This is a genomic window from Nostoc sp. LEGE 06077 (genome assembly GCF_015207705.1).
GTDB lineage: Bacteria > Cyanobacteriota > Cyanobacteriia > Cyanobacteriales > Nostocaceae > Nostoc_B.
The window spans coordinates 24,466-40,546 of sequence record NZ_JADEWI010000033.1 but is presented as its reverse complement, the minus strand read 5'-3'; the positions used below and the strand labels follow the sequence as shown (position 1 = coordinate 40,546).

The following is a 16,081-nucleotide window of genomic DNA, read 5'->3' as shown; positions in this document are numbered from 1 at the left end:
AATCATGGGTATTTATCAGCGTTCTATCAATGCAGAGAATTCCCCAAAAATCATCAGTATGTATCAGTATGTACCAAGAGGTGAGAGGCTAGAAGTAAATATGCTTCACTCAGCACTCAGCACCCTCAAGGCAAATTCACTTCTTGCAACAACCAAAACCCCGCAAAAGATTCTGCTTGGGGACTTGACTGTACACCAATAAAATGCACTCCATTGGCTTGTTGTTTAGCTGCGGCAAAACCTTTAGCTTCTACTAAAATTTGGGGATTTTTGATATTTGCCAAAATCCAACTTTCCGTAGCACCAGTTTCCAGAATTAACCTTGTACCAACACTCTGATCAACTCTTAAAAAAGCTAACTCTAAACCAGACATCCAACCAGCTAAAGGTAAAGCCCTGGGCGAAAAAATCAAAACTCCCGGAATGCGGGTTTCTGGGGATAATTGCGCCATTTCTAAGGGGAAAGCCTCACCAAAGCCAATATCCCAATCTGGCATTTCAGCTAACTCCGCTGCGGATAAACTGACAAATACCCATTGTTGACCTTCCAAAGCATCAGGTAAACGCTGAGGTAAAGGACTGTCTAAACGTACTGAAGGGTTAGTTCCGCCTTGATAACCCGGTTCTTGAGGATAAACTTCCTCCATCCGCTGTTGTAGCCATTGGTTAAGCAACAAAGTGCGACGACTGGGTTGAGCCGGAATTCCCAAATCTTCGCAAGCTTTAGTAATCATGTTGTTCATTTGGCGGCGGAAAAAGCGAATTTTAATTGGGGCTTCTCCGGCTTTGTTAATTGCTTCCTGCAACGCCGTCCGCAACCAACCCGAATTGACTTGGGTGCTAGGACAATATTGAGCATAGCGAAATAACGCATCTATTGACGATCGAATATCCAATGGACTTTCGCAGATGACAACTTCCCAAACTTTTTTTTGATTTTCATCCAAAATTGGACGAGAGTAAAAATCGATTTCCCAAATACTGCCCATGTTATGCCGTGAAAATCTGGCGACTTTATATTTTGCTGATATCTTGATCATACGAGGCTTAGGGCAGCAGGGAAACCAGCATTATAGAGGAGAATTCAAAATTCAGGAGTCAGAATTCAGCAGAAGATATCACCTTTAAACCGGTGTTTTTTCCGAGTATAGCCCCAGACTTGAGTCTGAGGGGCTATTTACCGAAGTGGATGTACCCTGTTTAACTTCTCAAATTAACGCCGAATTTTTCTACTAAGGCTTCACGAACTTTATTGTGTACAGGTTCAACTTCGGCATCGGTTAGAGTGCGATCGCTTGCCCGATATACTAGACGGAATGCTAAACTCCGTTGTCCTGGGAGGACATTTTCACCACGATATTCATCAAAGATTTCCACAGATTCCAGCAAACCTTTACCGGCTTTGGTAATGGCTTTTTCAATTTCTCCCACAGAAATTTTTACTGGAGCGAAAAAGGCGATATCGCGATCGCTGGCTGGGTAAGTAGAATAAGATTTGAATGTGGGAATGAGAATTTCATCTTGATCCAACGCATCCAACAAGACATCTAAATCTAATTGGAATAGATATACAGAATCGGGTAAATCTTTTTCGCGGCGTAGTTGGGGATGCAGTTGACCAAATACACCCAGTCGGTTTCCGCCTATCCACAGCGAAGCGGTGCGTCCGGGATGTAAACGCTCATCACGACAATCTGGTTGATATTCTACTTGGATTCCCAATTGTTGAAAGACGCTTTCGAGAATGCCTTTGGCTTCAAACCAAGTCATCGGTTGTTCCCGTCCACCTTTTGACCATTTGCCCAGGTTTCTATCTCCTCCTAAAATACCAGCGATCGCATCAGCTTCGCGCAAACCGTCTTCTTCTCGCTGGAAAATGCGCCCAATTTCAAAGCCGTTGAGAGAACCGTTACCTTGTTCTAAGTTGTATTGAAAAGCATCAATCAACCCAGAAATTAAATCGGTACGTAATGCCGAATATTCAGTAAATAAGGGGTTACTTAATACTATCTGGCGATCGCTTCCTGGTTTAACTAAAGAATACTGGATTAATTCTGTCAAACCTTCCGCCCTGAAAGAAGCACGCAATTTCCGCACCAATTCTTGGTCTATGGGCAAATATCCAGCTTCAGCTTTTTGGGGCAAGGTATCGCAGAAATGATCATAGCCGTAAAGACGAGCAATTTCTTCAATTAAATCAATTTCTCGTTCCAAGTCACGGTAACGATAGGGAGGAACAGCCACATTCCAAGTCCGTTCTTCGGTTGGTGTTAGCTGACATCCCAAGGCAGTTAAAATTCTGACAACATCACTTTCTTGTAATTCGCCTGTGTCTTCACCTAAATCCACAGGCCCTAGTATTTCATTGACTCTATCTAACCGCAGTGCAATAGAACGACTCCAGGTCGCTGGGTCGGGACGGGTATCAGCAATTTCTTGATGAACAATTACACCACCAGCTAATTCGTTAATTAAAGCTAAAGCGCGGCGACAAGCAATTTCTAATTCCGCCCGGTTTACACCTCGTTCATACCTCCCGGAAGCTTCACTGCGTAACCCCACACTCCGAGAAGAACGGCGAATAGCCACGGAATCAAATAAAGCTGCTTCTAAAACTAAGTTTTGTGAACCTTCATGGACTTCCGTTTCTTCTCCCCCCATAACTCCAGCTAAAGCCACAGGTTTTTCATTAGCGGTAATTAACAAATTCTGTGTTATCAAGGTGCGAGTTTGTCCATCTAAGGTTTTCAGAGATTCCCCTTGATTCGCAAACCGCACACCAATAGTTAAATTGCCATTACCAGCAACAGTTTGTAACCTGTCTTGATCAAAGGCGTGGAGTGGTTGTCCCCATTCCAACAAAACATAGTTAGTAATATCAACTACATTACTAATTGGGCGCACCCCCGCAGCCCGTAACCGCTGTTGTAACCACTCAGGCGACGGGGCAATTTTCACCTGTTCAATGACTGTACCAATGTATGCAGGGCAAGCTTGGGTATCGCCAATTTTTAAACCTAACTTACCTGGATTTTGCGTAACTGCCACTTCCCCAGGTGCAGGAATACTCAATTTACCACCAGTCAGTGCGGCAACTTCCCGTGCTATGCCTACCATACTCAAAGCATCAGCACGGTTAGCAGTGGCACTGACATCTAAAATGACATCATCTAACCCTAACAAGGGGCGGACATCACTACCCACAGGTAGATTTTCCTCTGTAAAAATATGAATTCCGTCTACCTCGGTAGGCAAACCCAGTTCTTTTAAAGAACAAATCATGCCTTGGGAAGGGACACCGCGCAGTTTTGCTGGTTTAATTTTTAAATCGATGTTCGGTAAATAAGTACCAACGGTGGCGACTGGGACATAAATATCTGCGCGGACATTAGCTGCACCGCAGACAATATTTAAAGTCTCCGCCGCACCGACATCTACTTGACACACACTTAATTTATCAGCGTTGGGGTGGGGTTGACGCTCAAGCACTCTCCCCACTACAACGCCATTTGCCCAAGTGCGGCGGTCTTCAATATCTTCTACCTCAAACCCCGCCATTGTCAGAGTATGAGCTAATTCTTCTGGGCTTAGTTTGACTTCTACTAGTTCCCGCAGCCAGTTGAGAGAGATACGCATGGAATGTGCTTGTTTTGAGAAATCGTCTTTTGCTTCAATTTTAGGGTGTCTGATGGCGTAGACGCTTTGCGGCTTGCCGTTAGGCATCGCTAATCAACTGCATCAGGCTAACCCATTCACTTGAATGATCCTACTACGTTGCACTTCAAAAGTCTCTTTGATTAGTGCTGGGAGCGATCGCACTTGATCAATCCCAATCAAATTTCTGGATGATCAGCCTTGTCTTTTTTATGTATTACAAATATAATACATAAGTATATTACCACTTCAGTGGTAACTATTTGTCGCTTAAACAAAAAGGAAAGGTTATGATTCCCCGAACACGCGTCCGCAATATTGGTATTTCTGCCCACATCGACTCTGGTAAAACTACGCTATCAGAGCGAATTCTCTTCTACACAGGCAGAATCCATACTATTGAGGAAGTAAGAGGCGGCGGGAAGGGGTCAACAATGGACTTTATGCCGGAGGAAAAGCTACATGGTATTACCATTACCTCTGCTGCAACAACTTGTCAGTGGCACGATACCCAAATCAATTTAATTGATACACCAGGTCATGTTGATTTCACGATTGAAGTAGAGCGTGCCTTGCGGGTGCTGGATGGGGCTGTGATGGTGCTGTGCGCTGTGGCGGGTGTGCAATCCCAATCCATCACAGTAGATCGCCAGATGAAACGCTATCGTGTACCGCGTATAGCATTCATTAACAAAATGGATCGGATGGGTGCAGATCCATTTCGTGTCGTCCAGACAATCCGCGATCGCTTGCAATTAAATGCTGTGTTGCTGCAATATCCCATCGGTAGTGAAGATAACTTCCAAGGTGTGATTGATTTAGTGACAATGCAGGCGCACTACTTTGAAGGCGAAAATGGCGAAAATTGGGTAAAACAACCAATTCCTGAGATTCTTGTAGTCGCAGCACAACAGGCGCGGGAAAAATTGCTAGATAGCTTGTCTTTGTTCTCAGAAGAGATGACTGAAATGCTGTTGGCAGATCAAGAAATTCCCTCGGAACTGATTTGGCAAGTTATCCGCCAAGCAACCTTGAGGCTAGAACTCACACCAGTACTGCTGGGTTCTGCATTCAAAAACAAAGGCGTGCAGAATCTTTTAGATGCGATCGCCCTTTATTTACCATCCCCCATAGATAGGGAAGTAGTCAAAACCGCAGAATCAGTCAGTGTTTACCCTGACCCTAATGCTGACTTGGTAGCTTTGGCATTTAAACTTACCGTTGAATCTTTTGGACAGCTAACCTACACCCGCATTTACTCTGGCACTTTAAAGCCAGGCGATACCGTTTATAACTCTCGTACCGAACAACGAGTGCAAATCGGTCGCTTGGTGAGAATGCACGCTAACAAGCGCGAAGAGGTAAAAGTGGCAGTGGCTGGGGATATTGTGGCTTTGTTGGGTGTGGATTTTGCCTCTGGTGATACATTCTGTACCGGAGAAACACTAGTATCTCTGGAAAGGATGTTTGTGCCGGAACCAGTAATTACACTGGCAATTACGCCTAAAAAACAGGAAGATAGCGATCGCCTAGCCAAAGCCCTCAACCGCTTTCAACGGGAAGACCCCACCTTTCGCTTGAGTATTGATCCCGAATCAGGCGCAACTTTGATTTCTGGAATGGGTGAACTGCATCTAAACATTTACGTAGAACGGATTCAACGAGAATATAATGCGGAAGTTTATGTGGGTACTCCCGCCGTGGCTTACCGGGAAACCATAGGGCAAAAAACTCAATTTGACTACCGTCTGAAAAAACAATCAGGTGGTGTTGGTCTATACGCCCATATTACTGGGTGGATAGAACCAACAGATCAGCCATTTGTGTTTGAGAGTCGGGTAGTTGGCGGTGCAATTCCTAAAGAGTATATCCCCGCTTGTGAGAAAGGTTTCCGCGAGGCGATGACAACAGGAAAACTTTCCGGCTATCCGGTAACTGGGGTAAAAGTCGTGTTGGATGGTGGTTCCTATCATCCGATTGATTCTTCCGAATTGGCGTTTCGTTCCGCGGCTCATCAAGCACTGGAAAATGCGATCGCCCAAGCCAAACCCTACATACTTGAACCAATTATGCTCGTCGAAGTGGAAACACCAAACGAGTTCATGGGTAGAGTTCAGGGCGATATATCATCCCGTCGCGGCTTGCTGTTAGGTTCCGAGACAATGCAAGGATACTCTGTGATTCGTGCCGAAGTACCATTAGTGCAGATGTTTGGCTATTCTACAGAATTGCGATCGCTCACTGCGGGTATGGCGACTTTTTCAATGGAATTCGGCTGTTATCGCCAGTCTTAAATCCACATTGGCAACTAAATATAGAAGGGGAAAGGGTACAGGTGACAGAGTTAAAATGTCACAGTTTTAAGTTTTATCCTTGACTGATATCCTAACTACCTTGCTGACTGCCATATCTTGAATTGGTTATTTAGGGATACAAAATAATTGTGTCCCTTTTATTTTGGCGCTCGGTTTTCCTCGTCGGATGAGTGGCATTAATACTCGCCTATACGCTTGTAAAGAAAGCAATACTGTTTGATAATGTTTCCACATATACCAGCTGTTTGAGATGGAAATCGGCACAAAACAGCGAATAATCTTGTTTTACCGATAACTCTCTCACTCATTGTCTAATTCATATAAATATTCATTATGGAAGCAAGCTTTTTAACTGCGGTTGTTCTACCCATAGCCTTAGCGATTATTATGCTAGGAATGGGTTTATCTCTCACACCAGAAGATTTCCAACGTGTTAAGAAGTATCCCAAAGCTGTCGCCATTGGCTTGATTAGTCAGGTAGTTCTTTTACCGATTATTGGTTTTACTATTGCTAAATTAGTACCCATGCAACCAACCATTGCTATGGGTTTAATCATAATTGCACTTTGTCCAGGTGGGGTATCTTCCAATGTAATTACATTCCTGGCTAAAGGTGATGTTGCGCTGTCGGTGACTTTGACAGCTTTTAGTAGTCTGATTACCGTCTTGACAATTCCAATATTAGCAAATCTCGCATATCAACACTTCATCGGACAAACTGCGGCGATCGCTTTACCTATTGGTGCAACAATAGTCCAAATATTTCTGATGACACTTCTGCCCATAGCTTTAGGAATGGGAGTGCGTCAGGTATTTCCAGAAGTCGCCTGTCGTCTAGAAAAGGTGACTAGCCGTCTTGCAGTTGCTTTCCTGGCAATAATTATTCTCTTATTAATTATTCGTGAGTGGAACCGCCTCCCTGGCTTTATTTTGCAAGTGGGAGTTGGTGTATTGCTATTGAATAGTATCTCAATGCTGGCGGGTTTTTATATTAGCAAACTATTTAACCTCAATCCGCCTCAGCAAATCTGCATAGCCATTGAGGTGGGAATTCAAAATGGTACACTAGCGATCGCCATTACCGCTGGACTACTCAACAATCCTGATATGGCAATCCCCGCAGCGGTTTACAGTTTATTTATGTATGTGACAGGGTTGATTGCTATTAACTACGGCCGAAAGTTAGCTGCAACTACTCCGATTCCCCAACCTCTAGAAAGCAAGGTTTAACATCGTTAGATATCAGGCTGCTGAGTAGCAAATAAATTAACCAGAGTTATTTTCATCTGACTAACTTTCTCTTGCCTAATCCTGAACTCAGGTGATTTATGATTGGTAGACTGTAATAGCGATCGCTACATCCTCACGAGTACCACCTAAAGCCAAAATTGTTCTAATTATCAAATCCAAAGATACAGAAGTATCTCCAGCTTCCATTTTGGCGACACGCGATTGACTAGAGTTGATTTTATTTGCCAACTCCGTTTGAGTCAGATTATTTTTGACGCGCAGTTGTTTTAATTGTCTGCTCAAAGATAGCTTAATTTCAATGAAAGCTACTTCATCAGATGATAATTCCAGAAAGTCGGCTGCATCGCGTATGCGCCAACCTGCTGCTTCCAGTCGTTGACGTTTATTTATATCCATCTAACCTCCCCGTACCTGCGCGTTTAAAATCTCCTCTAACTCCCACTCTGATAATTGCTGCACTTCTATTTCCATATCAAAACAATCTTTTGCAGCAGCAATCAAAGCTGTCATAATTTGTTCGAGACTGTGGGGAAACTGAACGTTATTGAATAACTCTGTACCAAATACTTTCGCAAACAGTTCCGCATCTGGTTGCAAGCGAATAGAACCATGTTGCAAAATTACATCACCGCGTTTGAGTTGGGCGCTACCGATGAGTTTTGCGCCATTGGGTAAAATTAAATCTGCGCCTGTCGCCGTCCCAAAACAGTTAGGGTTATGGATGTAGCCTCGCCCTGCTGTACCGTAGGTTAATTCTACGCCGAGCGATCGCCATCCTTGAATTAAAAACTCACAAATTTTTGTATATGCTTGTAGGCGGTTTCCAGCTAAACCCGATGTAACTACAGTGTATGTTAAATCACCTTGGTGTAATACTGCTCTTCCACCAGTGGGACGACGCACTAAATCTAGTTTTTCACCTTGCCAAGTTAAATTCTCCCACGCTTGGGGATATTGTCTTTGATGATAGCCAAGAGAAATAGCAGCAGGCGACCAAGTATAAAAGCGCAGAGTTGGAGGATGCTTTCTCAAATGGTGTTGTTCTAATAACCATTTATCGATCGCCATCTGCACACTACCAGAGGCTTCTAAGAAAGGAATCAGTCGCCATACCTGCTTGTTAGACATTAATTATTACTTAAGCTGCACCAAACTTAGATTGTAAAGCTTCATCGTTGTTGTCGGCGATCGTGGCAACAATTGTAATTAACCGTGAGACTTCCCCAGGAGACAACTCGGCTAGTGTGCGTGTTGAAATCACCACAACTTTATTTTCGATTATCCCAAAACGAGCTTCAAAAGTACTGGAGCAGTTCATCTCCAGAAGTTGGCGCATTAATTTGGGTTCATCATTGGCGGGTAACTTTAACACCACAGACCACACTGTGATTGTGTCTTCATCGGTTGTCCCCGTCAGTTGAACAAACACTTCCACGCTACCGTAGTTAAACTTCCAGAGATAAGCACCTTCTGGAGTGTGGCTAACCATTGCGCTGTCGTCTTGTTCTAAGGAGTCGATGACGTTTTCAATTACTTCTACATGGTTGATAATCGTTTTCTCCTCAAGTAATTCCTGAATGAATTCATCGTTAGTTAGGGTTTCTGGGTAGTTTGCCATAGAAATTTTCGGTTTAATATGTTTACTGGTTGATCAAAATAGAATTCAGTAGCCAGGAATCACAATTCAGGATGAATAATGTTCAACTAGCAGATGAATAAATGGGTTTAAATGCCCATTTTCCTGGTTTTCGGATTCTGAATCCTGAATTTTGCTGCAACTACACATACTTTATAACTTGTCAGCAAAATTAGTTTTAGCTCCCTAGGTGATAATCTGGTCATCAGTGACCAGACTAACGCGGAAAAGGATAGGCTGAATTATGTCATCTCTCTCTCAAGCTGTGCAAACTTGTGATGTGCGTCAATTAGGGATTAATCCCAATCACTGGTATGTAGTTGCACAGAGTAATGAGGTAACTAATAAACCTGTGGGAGTGATACTTTGGCATCAGGTGATCGCACTTTATCGCGACAGCACAGGTAAAATTCACGCCTTAGAAGACTGCTGTCCCCATCGCCAAGTTAAATTAAGTCACGGCCAAGTTATCGGTAATGAATTGGAATGCGCTTATCACGGTTGGCGGTTCAATTCATCCGGTGAGTGTACAGAAGTACCTTATTTAGCTGCAAATCAAAAATTACCAAACTGTCAAATTCGTCGCTACCCAGTCAAAGAACAAGACGGTTTTATCTGGTTATTTCCTGGTGATGCAGAACCTTCTATCCAACCATTGGGTTTACCAGAATGGGAACATTTGAATTATATTGCTTCCGTTGCAGTGATTAACTGTCAAGCCCATTATTCTTATTTAATTGAAAATTTGATGGATATGTATCATGGGCATTTACATCAAGATTTACAAGCTTGGGCGGCAGCATCTTTACAAGATATTGATGAAGATGATTACCGTGTAGATGCTCATTATACAGCCCAAAGTTATTACAAAATAGATAAAATTTGGTCGATATCCCAGTTATTTTTTCCCGCATTGCGAAAACTACATCCAGAACCATTGGATGTGAGTTATATCTATCCCCATTGGCAATCTACTTTAGGCAAAGACTTTAAAATTTATTGTTTATTGTGTCCTGTAAATGAAACTCAAACCAAAGCCTATTTAATTCATTTCACCTCACTCAACGCTTTTTGGCGATTGCATAAATTACCTGTATGGTTTCGCCGATTTATTAAAGATAGTTTATTTAATGCCGCCCAAAAATTACTTGATGGTTTAGTAGTGCAAGATGTAAAGATGATTGAAGAAGAACAACAGGCATATTTACAAAATCCGCAACGACGAAATTATGAATTAAATCGCGCTTTAGTCAGTGTGCAGAAATTGATGCGGAGTCAAGTTGAGAGATTAAGCTGAGATATCAGTAAATTATCTAATTGTAATTCGCATTGTTGAAAAATATAGTTGACAACAGCAAATAAATTGTCTAATTCATAAATAGTATATAGTGTAATTTTTTTGGTAAAATTTTGTGCTTCTAGTTTACCAAATTGCCAGACTGCACCATTAGAAACAATTCCATAAATAACTACAGACAACTCTTGATTTAGTCTTTGAGCAGCAATCATTTCAGCTAAACATTGCGTCCAACCTGCTTCAAAATTATCTTGCTTGGCTTCTACTAAAATAAAGTATGGTTTATCAAAAACTATTTTCCCTAAAGGCGAACGTTTAGCCAAAATATATTCAGGAAAACCTGGTGATTTCTCATCATAATTTAGTGACTGATGACTCCATAAAGTTAACTTACTGTTGTACTGTTTCCAAACTTCTTTTAAGACTGGATAAATTAAGTTTTCACAAATAGCAAACTCAGAATTATCAACGACACCTTCACGCATAACAATTGCTAAGTCTTCTCGAAAATATGGAGGAATATTAAACTCTGTAGCTAGAACAAAATTAGCTTCTGTGTAGATAATCTGAAATGTTTTGAGAACTTCACTAATAGATTTATAACTACTAAAAGCCATATTTACCTCCTGAAGAATGACTTTACTAGGACTTACGCAAGAACTCTCTCAAACTCTCATAACTTCGTGTCTCTTCGGGAACGCCTGACTGCGAACGGGAAGCCGCTTGCGCGTCTACATTTTTTCATAATTTTGCGTAAGTCCTGTTTACCTTAGCTATATTTTCTAGTTTGCAACAATAATTGTAATGAAGGGCGATCGCCAAGTATCTTAGAAATAGGTTTGATAGTTGTGGAGTGGCGATCGTGAATACTCAGGAATTCCTGCGATTGATCGATAAACAGGTCTCATGTCCGCAAACCCTACCAAAAGCGCTGCAAGCTCTGTGGTATGACAAAAAAGGCAGTTGGAACCAAGCTCACGAAATAGTTCAAAATGCCAGTGATGTTGATAGTGCTTGGGTTCACGCCTACTTACATCGCCAAGAAGGTGATTTGCCTAATGCGCGTTACTGGTATCATCGCAGTAGTCAACCAGAGTTTGTGGGCGAGCTAAACCAGGAATGGGAACACATTACTTCTCTATTACTGAAAAAGGTCAACACTACTCATGGATGCTGAACAACTCAAGCGCAGTTACGCCGCCGGAGAGAGATATTTTCCCGCAGCAAATTTAATTCGAGCCAGGTTAATTTCTGCCTACTTACCCGGAATTAATTTGTGGGGAGCCGATTTAAGTCAAGCGAACCTTGCCAAAGCTAAACTCTGGGGAGCAGACTTAAGTCAAGCTAATTTGGCTAAAGCGAATTTGACAAGAGCTAATTTATGCGGTGTCAAATTAAAAGAAGCAAATCTTCGAGGTGCGAAACTCAACTTCACTAAGCTGTATGGTGCAGATTTAAGTGGAGCTTATTATGATGACAGTACGGTTTTTTCCAGAGGATTCGACCCTGTTAGTAGGAATATGCGGAAGTTTTAATTTAGCTATGTGCATCATGTACATTGGTATGCAGTACAGACACGCATAAATCTGATGAACAGACAGCACTGGAGTTCCCCATGATTCGACCTAGTACGCCCGATGATGCAGCCGCATTAATCGCGATCGCTGTTGCAGCAGAGTTATTCCCCGCAGACGAAACCGAAGAACTGAGCAAAGTGCTGGCGAGTTACTTCAGCGGTAACATCGGCGACGGTCATGTGTGGCTCACTGATGAGGAGAATGGGGAGGCGTGTGGGGTCGCTTACTACGCACCTGCCCCGTTTACAGATGGGACATGGGATTTGTTGATGATCGTTGTGCATCCCAACTACCAAAGGCATGGGCGAGGAAAAGCGCTGGTGAAATATGTGGAAAATGCCTTACGGGCAAGTGATCAACGGATTTTGTTAGTCGAGACTTCGGGGCTTCCCAGCTATGACCGCGCGCGGGCGTTCTACACAAAGTGCGGTTTTGAGGAAGAGGCGCGGATTCGTGACTTCTACAAGGCAGGGGAAGATAAGGTGGTGTTCCGCAAGGCGTTGAATGCGGAATAAACCACACACAGTACTATGGAGTCGGGGAAAAGAAGCTTGAAGCAGAATTTAGCTATTCACAAATTCAGCAACGCCAAATTACAATTCTTCTGCGGCTGGTAAGGGAAAGATTTCGCCGGCTAAGTAAGCGTCAAAATGCTTTTGGAAGTATAGCCAAGAAGTCATATCTTCCCCATCAGCAAATGCTTTGGGTGCTTGTTTATATAAAGGAACGCGGTAGTTAATTTCATCTTGGAGTAGTTGGGGTAATTCTGCTAAACCGCCAACTTTGCTACCCACTGCACTATAAATGAGATTACCAGTGCGATCGCCCATTTTCATCCACGGTAGCCATTGACCAATCCTATCCCAACTCAATTTAAGTTGAGAAACCGAATTGAGTTGTGTATTGAATAAGTCTGCGGTGGGGACAGTTAATTTAAATAATTCTGCGGCTTGGTATGTTTCATAAGGACTATATTCGGCAAATTTGGGATCTTCTGCCAAAGGATTTGGATAAGTTGGAAAAATATCAAAGACAAAAGTTGTAGTCTCTCCCTCAACTTGCGCCGGAAATTTACCTTGAAAATGTCCTTGCACGGGATTATTCGCAACGTGTAACACAGGGACAGTTTCACCAGTCCAAGGATTTTCCCATTTGGGCATAATTTCTTCTGTTTCTGGGTTTAAGTAATAGGTCAGTTCACGAGAAGTAAAATCCCAACTACCTTCTTCTGTAGAAATGCACCTACTTACACTCACTCCAAGTATTTTAAATAAGACTTTTCTTTTCTCTCCGGGAATAAAACTATAAATTTTTCCTTTCCAAGTTAAAAATGTAGATTCACTAGAATCAAGGGAAGAACGAGTTTTGACCCAATGTTGCGCCTCTAATTCTTTCACTTCTGCTACCATTTCGTGTCACCTCATTAACTGACTAAACAAAGAGTAGTCTGAAACAGGACAAATGGCGAGTATATATATTTTTTGCCTTGTTGTACTAAGATTCTTCTACTAAATTGGTTGATAATTCATGGTGGAGTAAGTTTTTACCCTTTTTTTTGGCGCTATACATTAAGTTATCGGCTCTTTCTATCATTTCAGTTACCGAAGATGGTGGTTTAATAAAAGTAATTGCACCAATACTAAATGTTACAGGCCAATGTTGTTCCTGCATAGCAGATGATAAAGTTCTTTGTAATCTCTGTAAGACTATTTCGGATGCGTCATAACCAGTGCGTGGTAATAAAATGGCAAATTCATCACCACCAATTCTGGCAATTATATCAATTTTTCGCAGATTATTTTTAGCATTTTCCGCTACTAAACATAGTAGGTGATCGCCTACAGTATGTCCAAATTGGTCATTAACATATTTAAAATTATCTACATCAAAATAAGCAATTGTTAAAGGCTCTTTATGTCTTAAAGATTTATAAATTTCAATATTTACTAATTCTAAAAAAAATGACCTGTTATGCAATCCTGTTAAAGCATCAGTACGAGCCAGTCTCTCTAAATTTTTTAAGGTGATTTTTTGTTGTGATAAAAGATAGTTGGTAAATAAGAAAAAAACTAGGACAACAATTGTATTCCAATAAGGTACTACAGGGTGTAAATAATGAAAATTTGGTCTTTGATTTACTAATAAATTTGTAATTGCACTAATCAATGAAATTAATATTCCACTACACTTATCAGAAAACCACGTAGTAATACCAATGGGAATTAAATAAAAGATTGCTATTAAAATTTCTGGTGGTATCTGGTAGTCTAACCAACCTATCAAGCCTGTTAAGACGGCACTGAGGGATACTACGCACCATTTAGGTTGAATCTCTAATATTTTGATTAAATTCATATTTCCTCGGCTTAACTGCAACATTTCGTGCAGTTCCTTATGGGTTATCAGCTTACCCTTTATTTTTCACCCAATTATATATTTTTTACTTTGTCAATCTTAATAAAATTAATTATAACGATAGAATAATCTATAGTGATGACAATAAATAAAAGTAATAATTCTAGATTAAAAATGCTTGAAAATCTAATGATCAAGCTACTTTATGCAACACCAGTAATTTAATTGTTGAACTACTTTGGTAAGTGATGTCTAGGTTAGCAAGCAACGGGCTTCATGTTTTCTCAAAACTAGGGGCGTAGGCTTTGCCTTACCGCAGGTAAGTCCGTTAAGCCTTAAATTTTTGCTCCTATAATATATAGTTGCAGTTAGGCAACTTCAAGTAAAGCCGCTTATAAAGAGAAACTATCAAAATTTCTGAATTAATTTAGCTTGATATTTAGATAATATCCTTTATTATTGGGCATTTCTCCGGATAAACGAAAAAACCCCTGAAGAATACTTCACATCATTTCTCTACAACAAACCTATGGAACTGCCTCAACGCGTGTCAATTCGCTACAAAGACACTTCCTACAATATTAGTGAGATCCGCCTCAAAACTTTTCAACTTGCATTTAAAATCTGGGAAGAACAAAGTAAACCCAGAAAAACCGAGCTTTACGATTTTATCTTGAACTGCCTCAAACAATTTGACCGTCAAGACCGTTTTGTGGTGTCATATCTATTCTTAGAATTAACAGATATGATCCGTAATTCTTCCTTAGATAGAGGGATGAGGGAGGTATTAATTAAAACAGCTTTTAGAGAGTTTGCTTGTGCATTAACAGATTTTGAAAATGCGGAAAAATAAAGTCATCCCAAAAATTGTTTGTAACTCATAAAAGTTAAGGAGTCAGAATTCAGGAGTCAGGAGTCAGAATTGAATTCTATATTGTCAATTAGTGAGGGAAAATACCAGCCACTAATTTATGCGGAATTCTGACTTCTGAATTCTTTAGGACTTACGTATGTATCTAAAACCCTTACACCCTTACACCCAGTCTTCACAGACAATCTTTGTGCGTAAGTCCTATTGTTCCTCAAGGTGATGCCTTAGCTGGTTTTAAATTTCTGGCTTTATAGAACATTTCTAGACTTTGGCGATCGCCTACGAATCTCCAATGCCAAGGTTCATAACTCACACCTTGCACATTATCTTTAGGGAAAGACATCTCAAAACCAAAGCGGGCTGCATTTGCTTGTAGCCACCCAAACGCTTTGGTTTTATCAAAGTCAGCCTGGAGATTCGTGGCTGGTGCTGATCCGTCTCCTATATCCACCGCATAACCAGTGTGATGTTCACTATGGCCAGGCGGCGCACTGAGGGCGGCTCTTTGGGCTGGGGTTTGATTGCGCTGCGCTCCCACTTCAAAAAATAATTGCTCTTGTTCTTTCACAGCGCGAAAGCCAGAAATCGGTACTAAAATTACACCTGCACTCCGCGCTGCTTGTGTCATGGCGCGAAACTTTTCCGCCGAGGCCTTTCGCATTCTAATGCGGCGATCTGCGGTAATTGGTGCTAACTCCGACTCTGGTGCTTCTGGGTATGCTAAATGTCCCAATACAGCATTATTATCTTGGGGATTTCCAGCACTATTGCCGTTTGGAGGTGTACTTAGAGAATTAGCCGGTGATGATTGAGAATCGGCGGTTTTTTTCGGTGTAGTGAGAGAAAAGAAAAAACCACTAACTACAGCCAGCAGAATAAATCCCACGACTCCCCCAATGAGCAAAACCAAAGGTTGTAAGGGTGTCTTGGATGCGACATCAGGAGTATCGCGTAAAGCCACTGGAATGTCATCACCTGAATCACCTGACGAATTTGGGGGTTTTCCAGAAAACCCAGCTTTATTCAAGGGTTAACTCCTGCTTTTGTTCAAAATTCATAACAGACTGTAGACTGGACAGAGATTAGCATATTCGGTACATTTTACATCTGTCTTTGTTAGCGAAA

16 protein-coding genes are annotated in these 16,081 nt (G+C 41.6%); 7 read left to right on the top strand and 9 right to left on the bottom strand.

The genetic code is table 11. The features are described from left to right. Positions 1 to 125: 125 nt before the first annotated feature. Positions 126 to 989 carry a Tab2/Atab2 family RNA-binding protein gene (locus tag IQ244_RS19725; RefSeq protein WP_193897277.1) on the bottom strand — a complete coding sequence of 288 codons (864 nt, stop codon included), beginning with the start codon at positions 987 to 989 and terminating at the stop codon, positions 126 to 128. A gap of 211 nt (positions 990 to 1,200) precedes the next feature. After that, on the bottom strand, positions 1,201 to 3,636 hold the full coding sequence (gene pheT / locus IQ244_RS19720) for a phenylalanine--tRNA ligase subunit beta (protein WP_193897275.1): 2,436 nt from the start codon (positions 3,634 to 3,636) through the stop codon (positions 1,201 to 1,203). 308 nt (positions 3,637 to 3,944) lie between these two features. Between pheT and fusA the strand changes: the two genes are divergently transcribed. Together fusA and IQ244_RS19710 are read left to right on the top strand one after the other, a co-directional pair. Continuing rightward, on the top strand, positions 3,945 to 5,948 hold the full coding sequence (fusA, locus tag IQ244_RS19715) for an elongation factor G (RefSeq protein WP_193897213.1): 2,004 nt from the start codon (positions 3,945 to 3,947) through the stop codon (positions 5,946 to 5,948). A 354-nt stretch (positions 5,949 to 6,302) separates the two neighbouring features. After that, positions 6,303 to 7,199 (top strand): bile acid:sodium symporter family protein, encoded by an 897-nt coding sequence (locus IQ244_RS19710; protein WP_193897211.1) that lies wholly within the window; start codon positions 6,303 to 6,305, stop codon positions 7,197 to 7,199. A gap of 96 nt (positions 7,200 to 7,295) precedes the next feature. Here IQ244_RS19710 and IQ244_RS19705 read toward each other — a convergent pair whose 3' ends face one another. The 3 genes from IQ244_RS19705 to IQ244_RS19695 are packed head-to-tail and all read right to left on the bottom strand — an operon-like array spanning position 7,296 to position 8,838. Next, on the bottom strand, positions 7,296 to 7,616 hold the full coding sequence (locus tag IQ244_RS19705; protein ID WP_193897209.1) for a helix-turn-helix transcriptional regulator: 321 nt from the start codon (positions 7,614 to 7,616) through the stop codon (positions 7,296 to 7,298). Beyond that, entirely contained in the window at positions 7,617 to 8,348 is a 732-nt protein-coding gene (locus tag IQ244_RS19700) for a lipoate--protein ligase family protein (RefSeq protein WP_193897207.1), read from the bottom strand. A 10-nt stretch (positions 8,349 to 8,358) separates the two neighbouring features. After that, positions 8,359 to 8,838, bottom strand: coding sequence for a YbjN domain-containing protein (locus IQ244_RS19695; RefSeq protein WP_193897205.1), 480 nt, complete (start codon positions 8,836 to 8,838; stop codon positions 8,359 to 8,361). Between the two features lie 262 nt (positions 8,839 to 9,100). Here IQ244_RS19695 and IQ244_RS19690 point away from each other — a divergent pair, with 262 nt between their 5' ends. Further along, positions 9,101 to 10,153, top strand: coding sequence for an aromatic ring-hydroxylating oxygenase subunit alpha (locus IQ244_RS19690; protein ID WP_193897203.1), 1,053 nt, complete (start codon positions 9,101 to 9,103; stop codon positions 10,151 to 10,153). Here the strand turns inward: IQ244_RS19690 and IQ244_RS19685 are convergent. Beyond that, on the bottom strand, positions 10,132 to 10,770 hold the full coding sequence (locus tag IQ244_RS19685) for a hypothetical protein (protein ID WP_193897201.1): 639 nt from the start codon (positions 10,768 to 10,770) through the stop codon (positions 10,132 to 10,134). The two genes, IQ244_RS19690 and IQ244_RS19685, sit on opposite strands and share 22 nt — an antisense overlap. A 245-nt stretch (positions 10,771 to 11,015) precedes the next feature. Between IQ244_RS19685 and IQ244_RS19680 the strand changes: the two genes are divergently transcribed. From IQ244_RS19680 to IQ244_RS19670, 3 genes are all read left to right on the top strand, one after another. Beyond that, positions 11,016 to 11,330 carry a hypothetical protein gene (locus IQ244_RS19680; RefSeq protein WP_193897199.1) on the top strand — a complete coding sequence of 105 codons (315 nt, stop codon included), beginning with the start codon at positions 11,016 to 11,018 and terminating at the stop codon, positions 11,328 to 11,330. After that, positions 11,320 to 11,688, top strand: a complete 369-nt coding sequence (locus IQ244_RS19675) for a pentapeptide repeat-containing protein (protein WP_193897197.1) — start codon at positions 11,320 to 11,322, stop codon at positions 11,686 to 11,688. Before IQ244_RS19680 ends, IQ244_RS19675 begins: the two co-directional genes overlap by 11 nt. An 80-nt stretch (positions 11,689 to 11,768) precedes the next feature. After that, the gene (locus IQ244_RS19670) at positions 11,769 to 12,245 is read left to right on the top strand and encodes a GNAT family N-acetyltransferase (protein ID WP_193897195.1); all 477 of its coding nucleotides are present in this window, start codon (positions 11,769 to 11,771) and stop codon (positions 12,243 to 12,245) included. A 78-nt stretch (positions 12,246 to 12,323) separates the two neighbouring features. Here IQ244_RS19670 and IQ244_RS19665 read toward each other — a convergent pair whose 3' ends face one another. Together IQ244_RS19665 and IQ244_RS19660 are read right to left on the bottom strand one after the other, a co-directional pair. Continuing rightward, positions 12,324 to 13,139: a DUF1838 domain-containing protein gene (locus tag IQ244_RS19665; protein WP_193897193.1), complete on the bottom strand. Its 816-nt coding sequence runs from the start codon at positions 13,137 to 13,139 to the stop codon at positions 12,324 to 12,326. A gap of 85 nt (positions 13,140 to 13,224) precedes the next feature. Beyond that, the gene (locus IQ244_RS19660) at positions 13,225 to 14,085 is read right to left on the bottom strand and encodes a GGDEF domain-containing protein (protein WP_193897191.1); all 861 of its coding nucleotides are present in this window, start codon (positions 14,083 to 14,085) and stop codon (positions 13,225 to 13,227) included. A gap of 529 nt (positions 14,086 to 14,614) precedes the next feature. Here IQ244_RS19660 and IQ244_RS19655 point away from each other — a divergent pair. Continuing rightward, positions 14,615 to 14,938 (top strand): hypothetical protein, encoded by a 324-nt coding sequence (locus IQ244_RS19655; protein WP_193897189.1) that lies wholly within the window; start codon positions 14,615 to 14,617, stop codon positions 14,936 to 14,938. A 229-nt stretch (positions 14,939 to 15,167) separates the two neighbouring features. Here the strand turns inward: IQ244_RS19655 and IQ244_RS19650 are convergent, their stop codons facing one another. Then, on the bottom strand, positions 15,168 to 15,983 hold the full coding sequence (locus IQ244_RS19650; protein WP_193897187.1) for a M15 family metallopeptidase: 816 nt from the start codon (positions 15,981 to 15,983) through the stop codon (positions 15,168 to 15,170). Positions 15,984 to 16,081 lie beyond the last annotated feature (98 nt).

Excerpts from the sequence above, each read along its gene's own strand:
- IQ244_RS19725 (WP_193897277.1), bottom strand. The coding sequence starts at position 989 with ATGGGCAGTATTTGGGAAATCGATTTTTACTCTCGTCCAATTTTGGAT.
- pheT (WP_193897275.1), bottom strand. The coding sequence starts at position 3,636 with ATGCGTATCTCTCTCAACTGGCTGCGGGAACTAGTAGAAGTCAAACTA.
- fusA (WP_193897213.1), top strand. The coding sequence starts at position 3,945 with ATGATTCCCCGAACACGCGTCCGCAATATTGGTATTTCTGCCCACATC.
- IQ244_RS19710 (WP_193897211.1), top strand. The coding sequence starts at position 6,303 with ATGGAAGCAAGCTTTTTAACTGCGGTTGTTCTACCCATAGCCTTAGCG.
- IQ244_RS19705 (WP_193897209.1), bottom strand. The coding sequence starts at position 7,616 with ATGGATATAAATAAACGTCAACGACTGGAAGCAGCAGGTTGGCGCATA.
- IQ244_RS19700 (WP_193897207.1), bottom strand. The coding sequence starts at position 8,348 with ATGTCTAACAAGCAGGTATGGCGACTGATTCCTTTCTTAGAAGCCTCT.
- IQ244_RS19695 (WP_193897205.1), bottom strand. The coding sequence starts at position 8,838 with ATGGCAAACTACCCAGAAACCCTAACTAACGATGAATTCATTCAGGAA.
- IQ244_RS19690 (WP_193897203.1), top strand. The coding sequence starts at position 9,101 with ATGTCATCTCTCTCTCAAGCTGTGCAAACTTGTGATGTGCGTCAATTA.
- IQ244_RS19685 (WP_193897201.1), bottom strand. The coding sequence starts at position 10,770 with ATGGCTTTTAGTAGTTATAAATCTATTAGTGAAGTTCTCAAAACATTT.
- IQ244_RS19675 (WP_193897197.1), top strand. The coding sequence starts at position 11,320 with ATGGATGCTGAACAACTCAAGCGCAGTTACGCCGCCGGAGAGAGATAT.
- IQ244_RS19670 (WP_193897195.1), top strand. The coding sequence starts at position 11,769 with ATGATTCGACCTAGTACGCCCGATGATGCAGCCGCATTAATCGCGATC.
- IQ244_RS19665 (WP_193897193.1), bottom strand. The coding sequence starts at position 13,139 with ATGGTAGCAGAAGTGAAAGAATTAGAGGCGCAACATTGGGTCAAAACT.
- IQ244_RS19660 (WP_193897191.1), bottom strand. The coding sequence starts at position 14,085 with ATGAATTTAATCAAAATATTAGAGATTCAACCTAAATGGTGCGTAGTA.
- IQ244_RS19655 (WP_193897189.1), top strand. The coding sequence starts at position 14,615 with ATGGAACTGCCTCAACGCGTGTCAATTCGCTACAAAGACACTTCCTAC.